At 71.8% G+C, this 14,976-nt stretch carries 17 protein-coding genes; 9 read left to right on the forward strand and 8 right to left on the reverse strand.

The window, feature by feature from the left end:
• The first annotated feature begins 26 nt into the window (after positions 1-26).
• The 5 genes from pcaH to pcaC are packed head-to-tail and all read left to right on the forward strand — an operon-like array spanning position 27 to position 3,770.
• Entirely contained in the window at positions 27-734 is a 708-nt protein-coding gene (gene pcaH, locus ACRAKI_RS14205; RefSeq protein WP_447007544.1) for a protocatechuate 3,4-dioxygenase subunit beta, read from the forward strand.
• Complete coding sequence (pcaG, locus tag ACRAKI_RS14210; protein ID WP_447007545.1) at positions 727-1,326, forward strand: protocatechuate 3,4-dioxygenase subunit alpha; 600 nt, start codon at positions 727-729, stop codon at positions 1,324-1,326. Before pcaH ends, pcaG begins: the two co-directional genes overlap by 8 nt.
• Positions 1,301-2,665: a 3-carboxy-cis,cis-muconate cycloisomerase gene (gene pcaB, locus ACRAKI_RS14215; RefSeq protein WP_447007546.1), complete on the forward strand. Its 1,365-nt coding sequence runs from the start codon at positions 1,301-1,303 to the stop codon at positions 2,663-2,665. The genes pcaG and pcaB overlap by 26 nt, the downstream gene beginning before the upstream one ends.
• Complete coding sequence (pcaD, locus tag ACRAKI_RS14220; protein WP_447007547.1) at positions 2,662-3,411, forward strand: 3-oxoadipate enol-lactonase; 750 nt, start codon at positions 2,662-2,664, stop codon at positions 3,409-3,411. Before pcaB ends, pcaD begins: the two co-directional genes overlap by 4 nt.
• A gap of 14 nt (positions 3,412-3,425) precedes the next feature.
• Complete coding sequence (gene pcaC / locus ACRAKI_RS14225) at positions 3,426-3,770, forward strand: 4-carboxymuconolactone decarboxylase (RefSeq protein ID WP_447008420.1); 345 nt, start codon at positions 3,426-3,428, stop codon at positions 3,768-3,770.
• 216 nt (positions 3,771-3,986) lie between these two features.
• Here the strand turns inward: pcaC and ACRAKI_RS14230 are convergent, their stop codons facing one another.
• The 5 genes from ACRAKI_RS14230 to ACRAKI_RS14250 form a co-directional block, all read right to left on the reverse strand.
• The gene (locus tag ACRAKI_RS14230; protein WP_447007548.1) at positions 3,987-4,685 is read right to left on the reverse strand and encodes a DUF3618 domain-containing protein; all 699 of its coding nucleotides are present in this window, start codon (positions 4,683-4,685) and stop codon (positions 3,987-3,989) included.
• Positions 4,661-5,143, reverse strand: coding sequence for a phage holin family protein (locus tag ACRAKI_RS14235; RefSeq protein WP_447007549.1), 483 nt, complete (start codon positions 5,141-5,143; stop codon positions 4,661-4,663). The genes ACRAKI_RS14230 and ACRAKI_RS14235 overlap by 25 nt, the downstream gene beginning before the upstream one ends.
• Positions 5,130-5,843 carry a hypothetical protein gene (locus ACRAKI_RS14240; protein WP_447007550.1) on the reverse strand — a complete coding sequence of 238 codons (714 nt, stop codon included), beginning with the start codon at positions 5,841-5,843 and terminating at the stop codon, positions 5,130-5,132. Before ACRAKI_RS14240 ends, ACRAKI_RS14235 begins: the two co-directional genes overlap by 14 nt.
• Before the next feature lie 193 nt (positions 5,844-6,036).
• On the reverse strand, positions 6,037-6,432 hold the full coding sequence (locus ACRAKI_RS14245) for an SSI family serine proteinase inhibitor (protein ID WP_447007551.1): 396 nt from the start codon (positions 6,430-6,432) through the stop codon (positions 6,037-6,039).
• Between the two features lie 104 nt (positions 6,433-6,536).
• A complete protein-coding gene (locus ACRAKI_RS14250) occupies positions 6,537-7,286 on the reverse strand; it encodes an SDR family NAD(P)-dependent oxidoreductase (protein ID WP_447007552.1) in 750 nt (249 codons plus the stop codon).
• A gap of 93 nt (positions 7,287-7,379) precedes the next feature.
• Here ACRAKI_RS14250 and ACRAKI_RS14255 point away from each other — a divergent pair, with 93 nt between their 5' ends.
• Together ACRAKI_RS14255 and ACRAKI_RS14260 are read left to right on the forward strand one after the other, a co-directional pair.
• Positions 7,380-8,429 (forward strand): LD-carboxypeptidase, encoded by a 1,050-nt coding sequence (locus ACRAKI_RS14255; protein ID WP_447007553.1) that lies wholly within the window; start codon positions 7,380-7,382, stop codon positions 8,427-8,429.
• 108 nt (positions 8,430-8,537) lie between these two features.
• Entirely contained in the window at positions 8,538-9,497 is a 960-nt protein-coding gene (locus ACRAKI_RS14260; RefSeq protein ID WP_447007554.1) for a hypothetical protein, read from the forward strand.
• A gap of 21 nt (positions 9,498-9,518) precedes the next feature.
• Here ACRAKI_RS14260 and ACRAKI_RS14265 read toward each other — a convergent pair whose 3' ends face one another.
• Entirely contained in the window at positions 9,519-10,625 is a 1,107-nt protein-coding gene (locus tag ACRAKI_RS14265) for an aminotransferase class I/II-fold pyridoxal phosphate-dependent enzyme (protein WP_447007555.1), read from the reverse strand.
• 130 nt (positions 10,626-10,755) lie between these two features.
• On the opposite strand from ACRAKI_RS14265, the gene clpX reads away from it, so the two are divergent.
• Complete coding sequence (gene clpX / locus ACRAKI_RS14270; protein ID WP_447007556.1) at positions 10,756-12,054, forward strand: ATP-dependent Clp protease ATP-binding subunit ClpX; 1,299 nt, start codon at positions 10,756-10,758, stop codon at positions 12,052-12,054.
• Positions 12,055-12,060: 6 nt separating this feature from the next.
• On the opposite strand, the gene ACRAKI_RS14275 is transcribed toward clpX, so the two are convergent.
• Both ACRAKI_RS14275 and ACRAKI_RS14280 read right to left on the reverse strand, forming a co-directional pair.
• Positions 12,061-12,354, reverse strand: coding sequence for a PqqD family protein (locus ACRAKI_RS14275; protein ID WP_447007557.1), 294 nt, complete (start codon positions 12,352-12,354; stop codon positions 12,061-12,063).
• Complete coding sequence (locus tag ACRAKI_RS14280) at positions 12,351-13,070, reverse strand: hypothetical protein (protein WP_447007558.1); 720 nt, start codon at positions 13,068-13,070, stop codon at positions 12,351-12,353. The genes ACRAKI_RS14275 and ACRAKI_RS14280 overlap by 4 nt, the downstream gene beginning before the upstream one ends.
• Before the next feature lie 173 nt (positions 13,071-13,243).
• Between ACRAKI_RS14280 and ACRAKI_RS14285 the strand changes: the two genes are divergently transcribed.
• Entirely contained in the window at positions 13,244-14,959 is a 1,716-nt protein-coding gene (locus ACRAKI_RS14285) for a DUF4910 domain-containing protein (RefSeq protein WP_447007559.1), read from the forward strand.
• The last annotated feature ends 17 nt before the right edge of the window (positions 14,960-14,976 follow it).

Raw genomic sequence — 14,976 nt, forward strand, 5'->3', positions numbered from 1 at the left:
TTCGGCACGACGAACAGGAGAACCCGGTGCCGACCTATCGGCAAGACACCGCGTCGCACCCGCCGGCGCAGTTCCCCGAGTACCGGTCCAACGTGGCCCGCGCGCCGCACCGGCCGCTCGTGCTGCTGCCGCAGCGACTGGGGGAGATCACCGGGCCCCTGCTCGGCGAGGGGCGCGTCGGCCCGGACGACAACGACCTGACCCTCGGCCACGACGGCGAGCCGCAGGGCCAGCGGATCATCGTGTCCGGCCGGGTCCTGGACGGAGACGGCCGGCCGATCGCGGGCACCCTGCTGGAGGCGTGGCAGGCCAACGCGGCCGGCCGGTACCGGCACGACGCCGACCGCCACCCCGCGCCGCTGGACCCGAACTTCACCGGCGTCGGCCGCACGATCACCGACGCGGACGGCCGCTACTCGTTCACCACCATCCAGCCCGGCGCGTACCCGTGGCGCAACCACGACAACGCTTGGCGGCCCGCGCACATCCACTTCTCGCTGTTCGGGACCGCGTTCACCCAGCGGCTGATCACCCAGATGTACTTCCCCGGCGACCCGCTGTTCGCCCAGGACCCGATCTTCAACTCGGTCCGCGACCCCAAGGCGCGCGAGGCGATGGTGGCCCGGTTCGACCTGGGGACCACCGTGCCCGAGTGGGCGCTCGGCTACCAGTGGGACATCGTGCTGCGTGGCAAGAACCCCACGCCGCTGGAAGAGGAGGACGACGATGAGTGAACTCCAGGCGACTTCCCGGACAACTCTTCAGACGACACCGTCGCAGACGGTCGGCCCGTTCTTCTCGTTCGGCCTGGTGTGGGAGGACGGGCCGTACGTCGTTCCCGAAGGCACGCCCGGCGCGTTCCGCGTCGGCGGCACGGTGTTCGACGGCGCGGGGCTGCCCGTGCCGGACGCGGTGATCGAGACCTGGCAGGCGGACCCGGACGGCCGGTTCGACCACCCCGACGACCCGCGCGGGCCGGTGCGCTGGAAGGATTTCCGCGGCTTCGGCCGCTGCGCCACCGACCCGGAGGGGAGGTACTCGCTGCTGACCGTCAAGCCCGGCCCACTGCCCGTGCCCGGGGGCGGGGTGGAGGCACCCCACCTCAACGTGTCCGTCTTCTGCCGGGGCATGCTGGTGCGGCTGGTCACCCGGATCTACTTCCCCGACGAGGAGGCCAACACCTCGGACCCGGTCCTGACCTCGATCGACCCGGCCAGGCGGGCCACGCTCATCGCCGAGAGCACCCCACCGGAGACCACTCCTCCCGGCTACCGCTTCGACATCCACCTGCAAGGGGAGCATGAAACCGTCTTCTTCGACCTCTGAGCACGGCGGCCGGGGCCGCTCGCTCTGGGGCACGCTGTTCACCGATCCGGACGTCGAGGCCGAGACCTCCGACCGGGCGTGGCTGCGCGCCATGCTGGACTTCGAGCGCGCCCTGGCCATCGTGCAGGCCAGGGCGGGCATCGTGTCCGAGGAGGCCGCCCGGATGGTGGTCACGGCCATCGACGTCGGGCACTACGACCCGGTCGCCCTCGGCGAGGGCGCCCTCACGTCGGGCACGCCGGTCGTGCCGCTGGTCCGGGCGATCGGCGCGCACGTCACCGCCGAGGGACGCGCGGCCGTGCACAACGGCGCGACCAGCCAGGACGTGCTGGACACGGCGTTGTCGCTGGTCGCCTTCCGGGCGCTCGGGCCGGTGCTGGACGGACTGCGCGGCGTCGCGGCCGAGTGCGAACGGCTCGCCCGGCGGCACCGGAACACGTTGATCGCCGGACGCACGCTGGCGCAGCACGCGCTGCCCACCACGTTCGGGCTGAAGTGCGCCGGGTGGCTGGTCGCGGTGGACGAGGCCGAGGCCGTGCTGGCGCGGGTGCGCACCCGGCGGCTGGCCGTGCAGTTCGGCGGTGCGGTGGGGACGTTGGCGGCGGTGCGCTCGGGCGGCGACCTGACCGGGCAGTTGGCCGCCGAACTCGGCCTGGCCGCGCCGGTGATCCCGTGGCACACCAACCGGACCAGGGTCGCCGAGCTGGCGTGCGCGCTGGGCGAGGTTTCCGGGGTGCTGGCCAAGATCGCGCAGGACGTGGTGCTGCTCGCCCAGACCGAGGTCGGCGAGGTGGCCGAGGCGGACGGCGGCACGTCGTCCACCCTGCCGCACAAGCAGAACCCGGTGCGCGCGGTGCTGGTGACGGCCTGCGCCCGCCGCGTGCCGGGACTGGTCTCCACGGTGCTGTCGGCGATGGCCCAGGAGCACGAGCGCGCGGCCGGGGCGTGGCACAGCGAGTGGCAGACCGTCACCGAGTTGCTGCGGCTGGTCGGCGGGGCCGTGCGGGGGACGCGTGAGCTGCTGTCCAGGCTGCGGGTCGACGCCGAGCGGATGCGCCGCAACCTGGACCTGACCGGTGGCCTGCTGATGGCCGAGAACGTGGCCGTTCGGCTGGCCGGGCGGATCGGCCGGTCGGAGGCGCAGGAGCTGGTGGCGGAGGTCTGCCGGACGGCGGTGGCGTCCGGTCAGCCGCTGCGCGACGTGTTGCTGGCCGACCTGCGGATCGGGTTGTCGGAGCAGGAGATAGACGACGCGCTGGACCCGGCCGGGTACGTCGGCAGCGCGGGGGAGTTCGTGGACCGCGCCCTCGCGGCGCACCGGGAGAGGGGGCGGCCGTGAAGCTGTACTACGAGTTGAGCGGGCCTCGGGACGCGCCGGTCGTCGTCCTGGGCAACTCGCTCGGCACGACGACGGCGTTGTGGGATCGGCAGCTGCCCGTGCTGCGGAAGCGGTTCCGGGTGCTGCGCTACGACCACCGCGGCCACGGCGGCAGCCCGGCCCCGGCCGGCCCGTACCGGATCGACGACCTCGCGGACGACGTGCTGGAGCTGCTGGACTCGCTGGGGTTGGCACGGGTGTCGTACTGCGGTGTGTCGATGGGCGGGATGGTCGGCATGTGGCTGGCCGGGCACGCGCCGGAGCGCGTCGAACGGCTGGTGCTGTGCTGCACGGCGGCCACGTTCGCCAGCTTCCAGCCGTGGGTGGACCGGGCTGCCGCCGTGCGGTCCGCCGGCACCGGCTCGATCGCCCCCGCCGCTGTCGGCCGGTGGTTCACGCCGGAGTTCCGCGAACGCTCACCCGAGGTGGTGGCCTCCTTCGAGGTCGGGCTGTCCGAAGTGGACGACGAGGGGTACGCGGGGTGCTGTGACGCGTTGTCGTCACTGGACTTGAGGTCGGTGCTCCCCGCGATCGAAGCGCCCACCGTCGTCATCGCGGGGGCGGACGACGAGGCCACGCCCAAGGAGTGCGGGCGTCTCATCGCCGAGGCGGTGCCCGGCGCTGCCTACCACGTCGTGGCCGGGGCGCACCTGGCGAACGTCGAGTCGCACGAAGAGGTTTCGGCGATCCTGGAGGCGCACCTGTGAGCTTCGACGAGGGCATGCGGGTGCGGCGCGAAGTGCTCGGAGATGCGCATGTGGACCGCGCGGTGGCGGGCACTGACGCGTTCACCGCGGATTTCCAGGACTTCATCACCCGGTACGCGTGGGGTGACGTGTGGAGCCGCCCGGGCTTGGACCGCCGGGTCCGGTCGTGCGTCACCCTGGCCGTGCTGGCCGCGCTCGGGCACGAGCAGGAGTTGGCGATGCACGTGCGCGCGGCGGTGCGGAACGGCGTGACGGCGGACGAGATCAAGGAAGTGCTGTTGCAGGTGGGTGTCTACGCGGGCGTCCCGGCCGCGAACCGCGCGTTCGCCGTGGCGCAGCCGATCCTGGCCGAGGGCTGACCCCGCTTCAGCGCAGCGACGTGAGCGCGGCGCCACAGCCGGCGCTCAGCAGCAGGCTCGCCGCCGGCGCGGTCGAGTGGTCCCGGTTGCCGGTCAACGCGCCGAAGCCCAGGGCGATCACGACGCCCAGCCCCGACCCGAGGCCCAGCCGACCGACCGGCCGACCGCACGCCGGCGGCGCCGATCCCAGGGGGTCGGCGCCGCCGGCGTGTCGGATTACTGGTTGCGAGCCTCGGACTTCACGTGGTCGCCGGACTCGCGGGCGTGCTGGCCGACCTCCTGGGCCGCGCCCTTGGCCTGCTCCACGGTCGTCTGCGTGGCGCCTTGGGCGGACTGCTTCACCTGGTCCGCGGCCTCGCCGACCATCGTGCTCGCTTCGTCCTTCAGCTTCTGCGCGGACTCGGTGACGGCCTCCTTCACCGGCTCGACGGCGCCGCTCGCGCGCTCGCTGAGTTCGCGGACGGCGTCCTGCTCGGCTCGGGTCGCCGGGATCAGGGTCGCCACCAGCGCACCCGCGCCGAACGCGATCAGGCCCGCTGCCAGCGGGTTGCCGCGGGCCTGCTGCCGGGCCTGCTCGGGCGCGGTCTGGACGGCCTGGGCCGCGTGCTGCGCCTTGTCGCTCATGGTGGACGCGGCCTGCTGCGCCTTGTCGCCAACGGTCGACGCGGCGTCGTGCGCGCGCTCACCGGCGGCGGACGCCATACCCGCCGCACGGTCCTGCACCGTGGAGGCGGTCTCCGGAACCGTGCCCATGACTCGCTCCTTCAAACTGCTCATGCGGTGCCGGACCCGGTCCACCCGGCGTTGCGCTACGTTGCGCGGCCTGGTGTGGTCGACGATCCGGTTGGCGTCGGCGACCAGCTCCGCGCGGGTGCGGTCGATGTCGTGCCTTATTTGGTCGGGTGACGGGCCCATTCCGCGTCCTCCTTCAACGTTTCGATGGTGCGTTCCGGCTTGGGCGACACCTCGCGCAGCCGCGCGCGGCCGGTGGAGAAGAGGATGGCTCCGGCGATGGCCCACAGCACCGCGACGACGAGCGCGGCCCAGCCCAGGCCCATGAACGACGCCAGGGCGAACACGAGCGCCAGGCTGAGCAGGACCGCGGTCATGTAGCCCGCGAACCCCGCCGCGCCCAGCATCCCGGCCGCCTTGCCCGCCTTGCCGGCTTCCTGCCGGATCTCGGCCTTGGCGAGTTCGAGTTCCTGGCGCATCAACCGCGACAGGTCACTGGTCAACTCACCGACGAGTTCCCCGAGCGACGGCTCGTCGCCGGTCTGCGGCGCCGTGGCGTCGACCGGGGTCGCGCCCGCCTGGGGCACGCCGGTCTGCGGCACGCGCGTGTGCGGCACACGGCGGGTCTCAGCGCTGGACATACGGCGCCCCCTCAGGCTGGTACGGCGCGCGCGGCGGCGGCGCCGGGTTCGACGGGATCTGCGGTGCCAACGTGCCGTACTCGGGCGAGGGCGTCGCCGTCCCGTACTCGGGCGAAGGCGTCGCGGTCGTCGGCGGCACGGCGGTAGGCGTGGTGACCGGGGTCGTCGGCATCTGGTCGGTGTACCCGCGCTGCGGCTGCGGCTGCGACTGCGACTGCGACTGGTTGGCGCCGCCCATGCTCTTCGCCGCACGGGCGACCAGGAAACCGGCCACGGCCGCGCCGATCAGGAACGTCCCCGGCTTGCGCCGGGCGAAGTCCTGCGCCGAGTCCAGCAGCCCTCGCGCGCCACGTTCGTCGAGGTACCGCGCGGCCTGCCGGCTGGTGTCGGCGACCTGGCGCAACGCGCCCGCCGTCAGCGACTCCGGACCCGAGTCGTCGGCCATCGTGCCCAACTCGTCGGCGATCCGGTTGATCTGCCGCGACACCCGCCGCGCCTGCTCCTCGGCCTCACCGGCGACCCGTTCCCGCATGTCGTGCGCCACCTGCTTGGCTTGGCCCGTCGCCTCGTGGGCCACCTGCCCGGCCTGCGCACGCGCGGTCGCGCCCACGTCTCCGGCGGCTTGCCTGGCGTGCTGCGCCATGGCGGTGCCCTCCTGCTGGGCGGTCTCGCGGACCGCGCCCACCTGGTTCTCGTCCACGGCTGACTCCTCATGTCGGCGTGCTCTCGCTTACCGACCTACCCACCTGGAGGCCGGCTAACCTCCTTCGCAACGACAACCATCCGGCGGGGAGGCGAGCCGGGCACAGGTGCCGGGGACAAGGGCGGTAAGCGTGCGGCGACCCCACGGCCGGTGCTCGGCCGCGGGGTCGGGTAATCCTCCGGTCGCGTGGTCAGAACGAGAAAACCGCGCCGGTCTCCTGCTCCATCACGCACCGGTTCGGGAATTCCTCGACGTACTGGACGGGCTCACCGCGCCACGAGCCGAACGCGGCTGCGGTGACGGGCCGGTAGTCGAACGTGCACAACCTCGGTTCCGTCCCGTCCAACTGGGTGAAGTCACCGCCGGCGGCGGCGATCTCACTGCACGCGGCCGGTGCCCGATCGTGCTCGCCGGCCGCCGGGTCGCAGGTCAGCCGCGCGCTCTCGACCCCGGTATCCTCCTGGTAGACGGCCAGGACGAGGTCGGTCTCCGGCGGTTCGGCGGACGCGGTGCCGGTGGCGATCAGCGGAGCGGCCAGCAGGCCCGACGCGAACAGGGACGCGATGAGAGTTCGTGTTCGTCGCATGGCCAAGGGGTGGCCGGATCGGGTCGGACGTATTCAATCCGATTGGCACGTCACCGGTATGTCGCAATCCCCGAATTCGCCTTTCCAATTCGCTCGGAATTGGTTCACCAAGTGGGTCGAGCGGTGATCCCACCGTCCACCACCAGGTTGTTCCCGGTGATCCACGACGCCATCGGCGACGCCAGGAAAACGCAGGCGTCGCCAACGTCCTCGGGTCGGCCGAGCCGGCCCAGCGGCGCGGCCCTCGTCCACCTCTCGACCCCGTCCGGCCAGTCGTCGGCGAGTCCCGGTCGGTCGACGAGTCCGGGCGAGACGGCGTTGACCCGGACGCCGCGCGGCCCGTACTCCAGTGCGGCCGACCGGGCGTACATGATGAGAGCGGCCTTCGACGCGCTGTAGTGCGCGTGCCCGGCGGCGGGGTGGATGCCCTCGACGGACGCGATGTGCGTGACGGACCCGCCCTCCGGCAGCACCTCGACCGCAGCCTGGGTCAACGAGAACGCGCTGGTCAGGTTCACGTCCACCACCGCACGCCACTGCGCGTCCGTCATGCCGGGGAGGCCCTGCACCGGTTGCACGCCCGCGCTGTTGACCACCGCGTCCAACTGCCCGCCCCAAGCCGCCGCCTCGTCCACCAGTCGACGGCACTCGTCCGCGGCCGAGAGGTCGGCCCGCAGGCCGGTAGCCCGAACACCCGCCGTAGTGATCTCCGCGACGAGTGCCCGCACGTCACCCCGCTGCCCGTGCACGACCACCGCCGCCCCTGCCTGCGCGAACCGCACCGCGATGCCGTGCCCGATGCCGCCACTGGCCCCGGCGACGAGCGCTACCTTGCCCGCGAGAAGTGCTGTCACGGACACGGAGAGTAGCGCCAGGTCGGTTCGGGCGCGGGGCGGCCGGCTGACCAGAGGCGGTGCGCCCGCCGGGGACGTGTTTCGATCTTCGGTATGACGCTCGAACTGGTCCACCCTCCGAAGGCCGGTCCGGGAGATCGCATCGCGGTCCTCTCACCGTCGTTCGCCGCCGCCGGGGCCTTCCCCGAGGTGCACGAGCAGGCGATGCGGCGGCTCACCGAGGTGACCGGACTCATCCCGGTCGAGTACCCGACGACGCGGGACATCGCGGCGACGCCCGCCGCGCGCGCGGCCGACGTCAACGCCGCCTTCGCGGACCCGCAGATCCGGGGCGTCCTCGCGGTCGTCGGCGGCGAGGACCAGATCACGGTGGTCCCGCACCTGGACGCCGACCTCGCCCGGGCGGACCCCAAGCCGTTCCTGGGGACCAGCGACAACACCAACCTGCACCACTGGCTCTGGGCGAACGGCATCGCGAGCTTCTACGGCGGCTCGTCCCAGGTCCACCTCGGTCCCGGACCTGCCGTGGACGACATCCACGCCCGGTCCCTGCGAGCCGCCCTGCTGACCGGCGAGCGACTCGAGATCACCGATCCGGGCGAGTCCGAGGACGTCGGTGTCGACTGGGCCGATCCGCGCGCCTTGGACTCCTTCGGCGACCGCGAGGCGACCGAGCCCTGGAGCTGGCACGGCCCGGCCCGATCGGTCACCGGCCGTGCCTGGGGCGGCTGCATCGAGGTGATCGAGTGGATCCTCACCGCAGGGAGGTTCCCGTTCCCGCCGGACGTCCTCCGGGGTGGCGTGCTCATCATCGAGACCTCGGAGAAACTGCTCCCCGCGCGCAACGTCGGGTGGATCGTCCGCTCCCTCGGCGAACGCGGCATCCTCGACGCCGTGGACGCGGTCCTGGTGGCACGGCCGCCGGTGTCCGACTTCACCCGCCGTCCGCCTGCCCGGGACCGGTCACGGCTGCGCGCCGAGCAACGCGACGCGGTCGTCGAGGTGCTGGGTCGCTACAACGCGCGGGCAGTCGTCTGCGTCGGCATCCCCTTCGGCCACACCAGGCCGCAGTGGATCCTCCCGCACGGCGGCGCGATCACCGTCGACGGCACCGAACGCCGGATCTTCGCCGACTACGCGTAGCGGCACGTGGGCGCGGACAGGGCGGGAAGCCGTACATGACAGCGGGGTGCTCACGTTCTAAGCTCGAACCCGCGGACAGGATCGATTTAGACGGATGGAAAGAGGCCGATGAACCCCGGACCCGTGATCGACCAGGACCCCGGTGAACAGGAGTGGGCAGGGCTCACCCGGTCGGCCCGCAAGCGCGAGCTCTTCACCGAGGACCTGTACTTCCGGGAGGCGTGGGCCGATGCCCTCAGCGTCTTCGGCGACCGCACCACCGCCGTCATGGGCGAGCTGGCGCTGCTGAACTTCAAGTGCGACGGGCTGATCGGCCGCCGGATCGGACCGACCCTGTCCTACCTGTCCGCCAACGGCTTCCAGGTCGTCGGCGTTTCGCCCATGCGGCACAACCGGCACTCGATGCGTGAGCTCTGGCGCTACAACTGGCACGTCTACACGATCGACCGGCTGGCGCTGACCACCGTGATGCACGACGCCACCGACACGATGCTGCTGATCCTGCGCGACACCCGCTACGACGGCGTGGTGCCCGGATCGGTGCGCCTGGCGGACATGAAGGGCTCGGCGAACCCGGCCGGCCGTGACCCGAACAGCCTGCGATCCGTGCTGCAGCCGCCCAACCGGGTGATCAACTTCGTGCACGTCGCCGACGAGCCCGCCGACATCGTCCGCGAGGTCGGCATCTTCCTCGACCGCGCGGAACGCCGTGAGCTGTTCGCCCAGGTGCGCGACCGGTTCACGACGGGCGCGGACGACGAGGCCGCCGCGCTGCGGGCGAAGCTGGAAGCCGAGTACGCCGAGAACGACTTCGACATCGGCAAGGCGCTGCTGCGCGTCGAGCAGACGGAGTCGGTGAGCGCCGAGGACATGGCCGAGCTGCGTACCGCGGTCGACAGCGGGGAATCGTTGAGCTGGGACCGGCTGCGGGCGATCTTCCCACCGGACTCGCCGGTCGACCGCTGGGACTTCGTCATGATCGCGACCGAGACGATGGTGCCCGAGCGCACCGGCGTGGTCGACCTGCTCCCGGCTAGCAGCCGCGCGGAGTGGGCCGGACCGGCCTGAGGTTCGAGAGGGGAGCGGCGGTCAGGCCCGTCGCTCCCCGCCGCACCGTGCTCGCAGGTCGGCCCACCGCGCGTCGGCGAGCGGCACGCTGATCCTCCCGACGTGGCGCAGCTCGCCGTGCCGCGCGGACCACGCCGGGTGCGCCTTGCCCTGAATCCCCAACGCCGCCAAGCGTTCCAGCGCTCCCCGGGGGTCGCGGTACAGCAGGTAGGGCAAGAACGGGGCGGCCTCCAAGTCAGGCTCCACCCCGGCCGATGCCAGCACGGCGTGCGCTTCGGGTTTGCGCGCCACCACGAGATCACGCAGCCGACCGGTCACGTCACCCAGTTCCAGCACCCGCCGTCCGATCCGCAGCGACAGCGACGACGGGTGCAGCGGCGCGACCACCGTCCGCACCGACTCCGTCGATGCCGGTGACGCGACGCAGTACCCGAGCCGCAGACCACCCAGCCCGTACGCCTTGGACAGACCCCGGACCACGACGAGGTTCCGCACCGCCTCCACCACGTTCACCGCGCTGTAGGCGGGCGGGTGGTAGTTCGCGTTGGACTCGTCCACCAGCACCACCGCGCCGAGTTCCGCCGCACCCTCGCACAGCGCCACCACGCGGTCCAGGTCGGCGAAGTCGTCACCGGTGATACCCGGCCGTTCCAGGAACAGCACCGCCGCGCCGCTGTCGGCGGCCGCACGCACGTGCGGCGTCACGGGATCCGCCGCGTCCCACCCGTCGGCGAACACGCACCGGCCACCGGCCTTGTCCACCCAGAACGGGAAATCGGGGTAGACATCGGACACCACGTGCACCGGCCCGCGCGAAGCAAGCGCGCTCAGGCAGTGCAGCAACGGCCCGACGCCCGCGCCGACTGTGGTGCTCGCCGACCACCTGTCCCGGCCGAAGTACCCGGCCACCGCGTGGCCGAGCGCCGCTTCACCGTATGGATCGCGCACCAGGTAGCTGTTGACGTGCGGCAGCCCCGAGGCGACCTCGTCGGCGAGTTCCCCGGACACCACCGCCGCGAGGTCCACGTCCAGCAGGTCCCGCTCGTCCTGCGTCCAGGCCAGGTTCAGCACGTCGGCGTCGTCGGCCAACGTGCCCAGGCCCGCGTAGGACCCGATCGCCAACGGCATGGAGCTCCCAGGGGTCGAGCGGACGATTCCTTCCCCGATCGAACGTACACGGGTCTTGTCCCCGTGTGGATCCGTCACGAGGATGGAAGCCGAGCCGAACGTGACGTGTTTCGGAGAACGGGGGAATCCGGTGACGGTTGTCGCGGACACCGCGGAGTCGCAGACCTGTTCGTTCTGCGGCAAGGGCGAGGACCGGGTCGAGCAACTGGTCTCCGGGCCGGGAGTGCGCATCTGCGACGGCTGCGTGGAGTTGTGCGCCGAGGCCATCGCGGAGGAACGGGCGGCGCCGCAGGGCGGCCCGGACCGCGTGCTGCCGAAACCCCGTGCGCTCAGGGCGTTCCTGGACCAGTACGTGGTCGGGCAGGACCGGGCCAAGCGGTCGCTGTCGGTGGCGGTCTACAACCACTACAAGCGCATCGCGCCAGCCGACCCGTCCGATCCCGACCGCGAGGTCGAGATCGCCAAGTCGAACATCCTGCTGCTCGGGTCCACCGGCTCGGGCAAGACGCTGCTGGCGCAGACCCTCGCCCGGATGTTGCACGTGCCGTTCGTCGTCGCGGACGCCACCGGGCTCACCGAGGCCGGGTACGTGGGCGAGGACGTGGACGGCATCCTGCTGAAGCTGTTGCAGGCCGCCGACTACGACGTGGCGAGGGCGCAGACCGGCATCGTCTACATCGACGAGATCGACAAGATCGCCCGCCGGTCGAACGGCGGTTCGGCGGGCCGCGACGTGTCCGGCGAGGGCGTGCAACAGGCGCTGCTCAAGATCCTGGAAGGCGCGGTCATCCCCATCTCGCCACAGGCCAAGGGCGGCGGCGCCCAGCCGGGCCGCAGTCGCAGCAACAACGACCAGATCAAGATGGACACCGGCAACATCCTGTTCGTCGCAGCGGGCGCGTTCCCCGGGCTGGACAAGGTCGTGGCGACCCGCCTGCGGCGCAAGGGGATCGGTTTCGGCAGCAGGATGGACCCCGCCGCCACCGCCGACGTCGATGGCCTGCTCGACAACGTCCTGCCCGAGGACCTGGTGGAGTTCGGGATGATCTCCGAGTTCGTCGGACGGCTCCCGGTGATCACCTCCACCCGCAAGCTCGACGAGGAATCGCTGTTGAGGGTGCTCACCGAGCCCAAGAACGCGCTCGTCCGGCAGTACCGCTGGCTCCTGCGCCGCGACGACGTCGACCTGGTGTTCGCCGACGAGGCGCTGGCCGCCGTCGCGGGCCGCGCCATCGAACGCGGCACCGGCGCCCGCGCGCTGCGGTCCATCCTGGAGGAGGCGCTGATGCCGGTGATGTACGACGTGCCGTCCATGGTGGAGGTGGCGTCCGTGCACGTCACCAGGGACACGATCCTGCACGGCGCACTGCCGGAACTGCGTGATGCCGAAGGCGACGCGGTCCCCTGGACCCAGGAATCCGTCCGATAGGAGACCTCAGTCGTCCGGGCCGACGTCGAGCACCCGGTGCACGACCAGCTGGTGGACCAGGTCGGCGGTGTCCGCGACGGCCTGGTCGACCGGCAGGTCGTAACGCTGTGCCAGGCGTTCTCCCAACTGGTGGACGGTGCGCGCGCCGTCGATGTCGCGGAACACGAACTCGGCCAACTCGTCCAGCTCGAACGCCTGATCGGCGTTCGCCACCAAGAGGCTGCCGCGGTACCTGCGCGCACGGCAGCCCAGCGCGCGGCGCGGCACCGCCTCGGCCGCGAGGGGCATCGGCAACGTCATCGGATCTCCACCTCCAGCGACAGGTCGCGGCACAGGGTGAGCACCCGGTCCAGCCAGACCTGCGGGGCGGTGGGGTCGTAGTCCCGCATCGTCTCCAGCTCCCAGTACTCCTGGAAGCTCAACTGGCGCGGCGCCGTCTCCAGGAGCCGCTTGGCCCGCCACTTCGGGATGCGCGAGCCGAAGTTGCCGCAGCTCTCCAGCAACGCGTCCACCGCGTGGCCCAACGCCTTGCGCGCGGACAGCACGGCGCTCGTGAAGTCCTGTTCCGCCGCCTGCCCCAACGCGTCCTCGACGCTGGAGTCCGTTTCGGCCAGTGAGGCGGTGACCAGGAACGCCTGGAACGCCGACTCCGACAGCTCGCGCCGACGTGCCGCCACCCAGTCCGCGCCGCTGGCCGGCACGCACGTGATCAACCGCTCCAGGAAGAGCTCTTCGGTGTCCACCAACACTTTCGTCGACGACGTGCCGCGCTCGAACTGGTCCCACGTGACCTTCGCCATCATCTGGTCGACCTGGGACACCGTCCAGTACTTGACCTCGCACCGGGATCCGGACACGGTCGCGGACCGGCTGGGCACCGTGCTGGGGCGCAGCGGGACCGGGAGCGTGCGGGAACTGCTGCCACGCCAAGGGCTTGTGGTGATCACGTAGAAGTCGTGGTCGCTGTGGGCGTTGGCCCAGCCCCGCGCCACCGAGCCGACGAGGCACACCGCCACGTGGTCACGGGGTACCAGACCGGCTGCCGTCAGCGCCTCGAGTGTGATCGCCCTTACCGGCGCGCTCGCGGTTCCCCACACGCAGCCTCCCCCAGAATCGGCCGTCGGGAATCCGAGTCCACCAGCTAAGGTGGGAGTCGTCAAGACCATGACAGGACAGTGGGGAGTCCAAGGTGGTCGAACACCTCGTCACCCGTTTCCTCCGCTCGGTCGACACCGCCCGGATGATGGACGATCTCCGGCGGATTGCCGGCTTCGACCGGTATCAGGCGTCCCTGGGGCTTGACGGGGCCGCCCGGATCGTGGCGGAGGCCGCCGTGGACGCCGGTCTGCGGGACGTGGCGGTGCACGACCACCAAGCGGACGGCAAGGCGCAGTGGTGGACGTTCGAGGCGCCGGTCTCGTGGACCCCGCTCACCGGGACGTTGCGGGTGACTGGTCAGGACGGTCCGGTGGTCGACCTGGATCACGTGGTTCACCCGTTTGCCGTGGCGACGTACTCCGCGGCTACGCGGGGTGTTGTCACCGTGCCGTTGGTGCGGCGGACAGGGGACCTCGAAGGCGCGCTGGTCGTCGTCGACCGCGACGAGTACCGCGACGGTGGCCTGCTCGCCGAGTTGGACGCCGCCGGTGCGCTCGGATTCGTCACCGACGCCACCAGCAAGGGCGACCAACGCGGGCGCATCGAACTGACCACGACCAGCCGGCTGCTGGCGTTCAGCCTCACCCCGGCGGAGTTCTCCCACATCGTGGACCTCCGCGGCTTGACGGGTCGGGTCGAGGTTGCCGTGGATCGCAGCGCCGCGATGCCCGTGGTGTCGGGGGTACTGCCCGGCGAGGGCGACGGGGAGGTCTGGCTCACCGCGCACCTGTGCCACCCCCGGCCCAGCGCGAACGACAACGCCTCCGGTGTCGCCGCACTCCTCGGCGCTGCCCGTGCGCTCACTGCGGTGCCCGGTCGACGTGCCGCCGTCAGGTTCTTCTGGGGGGCGGAGTTCGTGGGCACCGCCGCGATCCTGCACCGGCTGGCGGTCGAGGGCGGACGGCCGCCGCTGGCCGTGATCAACCTCGACATGGTCGGCGAGGACCAGGCGCTGTGCGCGTCGCCGTTCGTGGTGGAGCGCTCGCCGGACACGCTGCCGTCGCTGCTGACCCCGTTGGCGGAGAGGGTGGTGCACGAGGCCTTCGCCGCCACCGCCGACTCGCCCGGCACGTGGCAGTCGTCGCCGTTCCTCGGGTTCTCCGACCACGCGCTGTTCGCGGACCCGTCGGTCGGCAGCCCCGCGGTCCAGTTCTGCCATCCGGCCGACCGGTTCAACCACTCCGCCGCGGACACGATCGACAAGGTCTCGCCAGTGGAGATGACCCGCTCCACCGCCGCTGCCGCCGCGTTGGCGCACCTGGTGGCGTCGGGCGGTCCCGCGGCCGACGAGGTGGACCGGGTGCTGGACTGGTGGTGCGAGCGGGAGGTGGCGCGCGCCGAGGAAGTCGCGGCGGCGCACGGGGGAGAGTGGGGACGACGTCTGCGCGAGCACGTCGACCGGGGCAACGCGCGGCTGCGTGCGCTGGCCGTCGGGGCGGATTTCGACCGGATGGCAGATCAACCCGATGAGCAGCCGGTCAGCGGTGCGTGGGATGGGCCGCTGAACCTGCGCGCGATGACCGCCCACCTGCCCGAGGCGAGCAGGCACGAGCTGGGCAGCCTGATCGCTGCGGACAAAAACTGCCTCGCGGTCTTGTTCAACCTGGCCATCCGGGCGGACGGGCGGACCGGCCGGTCCGCGATCATCGAGGACACGTCGCTGGCGCTGGGCAGGCCGCTGGACCCGGTGGTGACGGGGAAGCTGTTCGACGCGCTGGAGGAGTCCGGCTGGGTGGTCCGGGCCTGACCTGATGGTCGGTTTCA

It is taken from the genome of Saccharothrix isguenensis (assembly GCF_052936305.1).

What these genes read in the sequence shown, in the direction of transcription:
- pcaG (WP_447007545.1), top strand. Translation starts at nt 727, where the DNA reads ATGAGTGAACTCCAGGCGACTTCCCGGACAACTCTTCAGACGACACCG.
- pcaB (WP_447007546.1), top strand. Translation starts at nt 1,301, where the DNA reads ATGAAACCGTCTTCTTCGACCTCTGAGCACGGCGGCCGGGGCCGCTCG.
- pcaC (WP_447008420.1), top strand. Translation starts at nt 3,426, where the DNA reads ATGCGGGTGCGGCGCGAAGTGCTCGGAGATGCGCATGTGGACCGCGCG.
- ACRAKI_RS14230 (WP_447007548.1), bottom strand. Translation starts at nt 4,685, where the DNA reads ATGGGCCCGTCACCCGACCAAATAAGGCACGACATCGACCGCACCCGC.
- ACRAKI_RS14235 (WP_447007549.1), bottom strand. Translation starts at nt 5,143, where the DNA reads ATGTCCAGCGCTGAGACCCGCCGTGTGCCGCACACGCGCGTGCCGCAG.
- ACRAKI_RS14245 (WP_447007551.1), bottom strand. Translation starts at nt 6,432, where the DNA reads ATGCGACGAACACGAACTCTCATCGCGTCCCTGTTCGCGTCGGGCCTG.
- ACRAKI_RS14255 (WP_447007553.1), top strand. Translation starts at nt 7,380, where the DNA reads ATGACGCTCGAACTGGTCCACCCTCCGAAGGCCGGTCCGGGAGATCGC.
- ACRAKI_RS14260 (WP_447007554.1), top strand. Translation starts at nt 8,538, where the DNA reads ATGAACCCCGGACCCGTGATCGACCAGGACCCCGGTGAACAGGAGTGG.
- ACRAKI_RS14265 (WP_447007555.1), bottom strand. Translation starts at nt 10,625, where the DNA reads ATGCCGTTGGCGATCGGGTCCTACGCGGGCCTGGGCACGTTGGCCGAC.
- ACRAKI_RS14275 (WP_447007557.1), bottom strand. Translation starts at nt 12,354, where the DNA reads ATGACGTTGCCGATGCCCCTCGCGGCCGAGGCGGTGCCGCGCCGCGCG.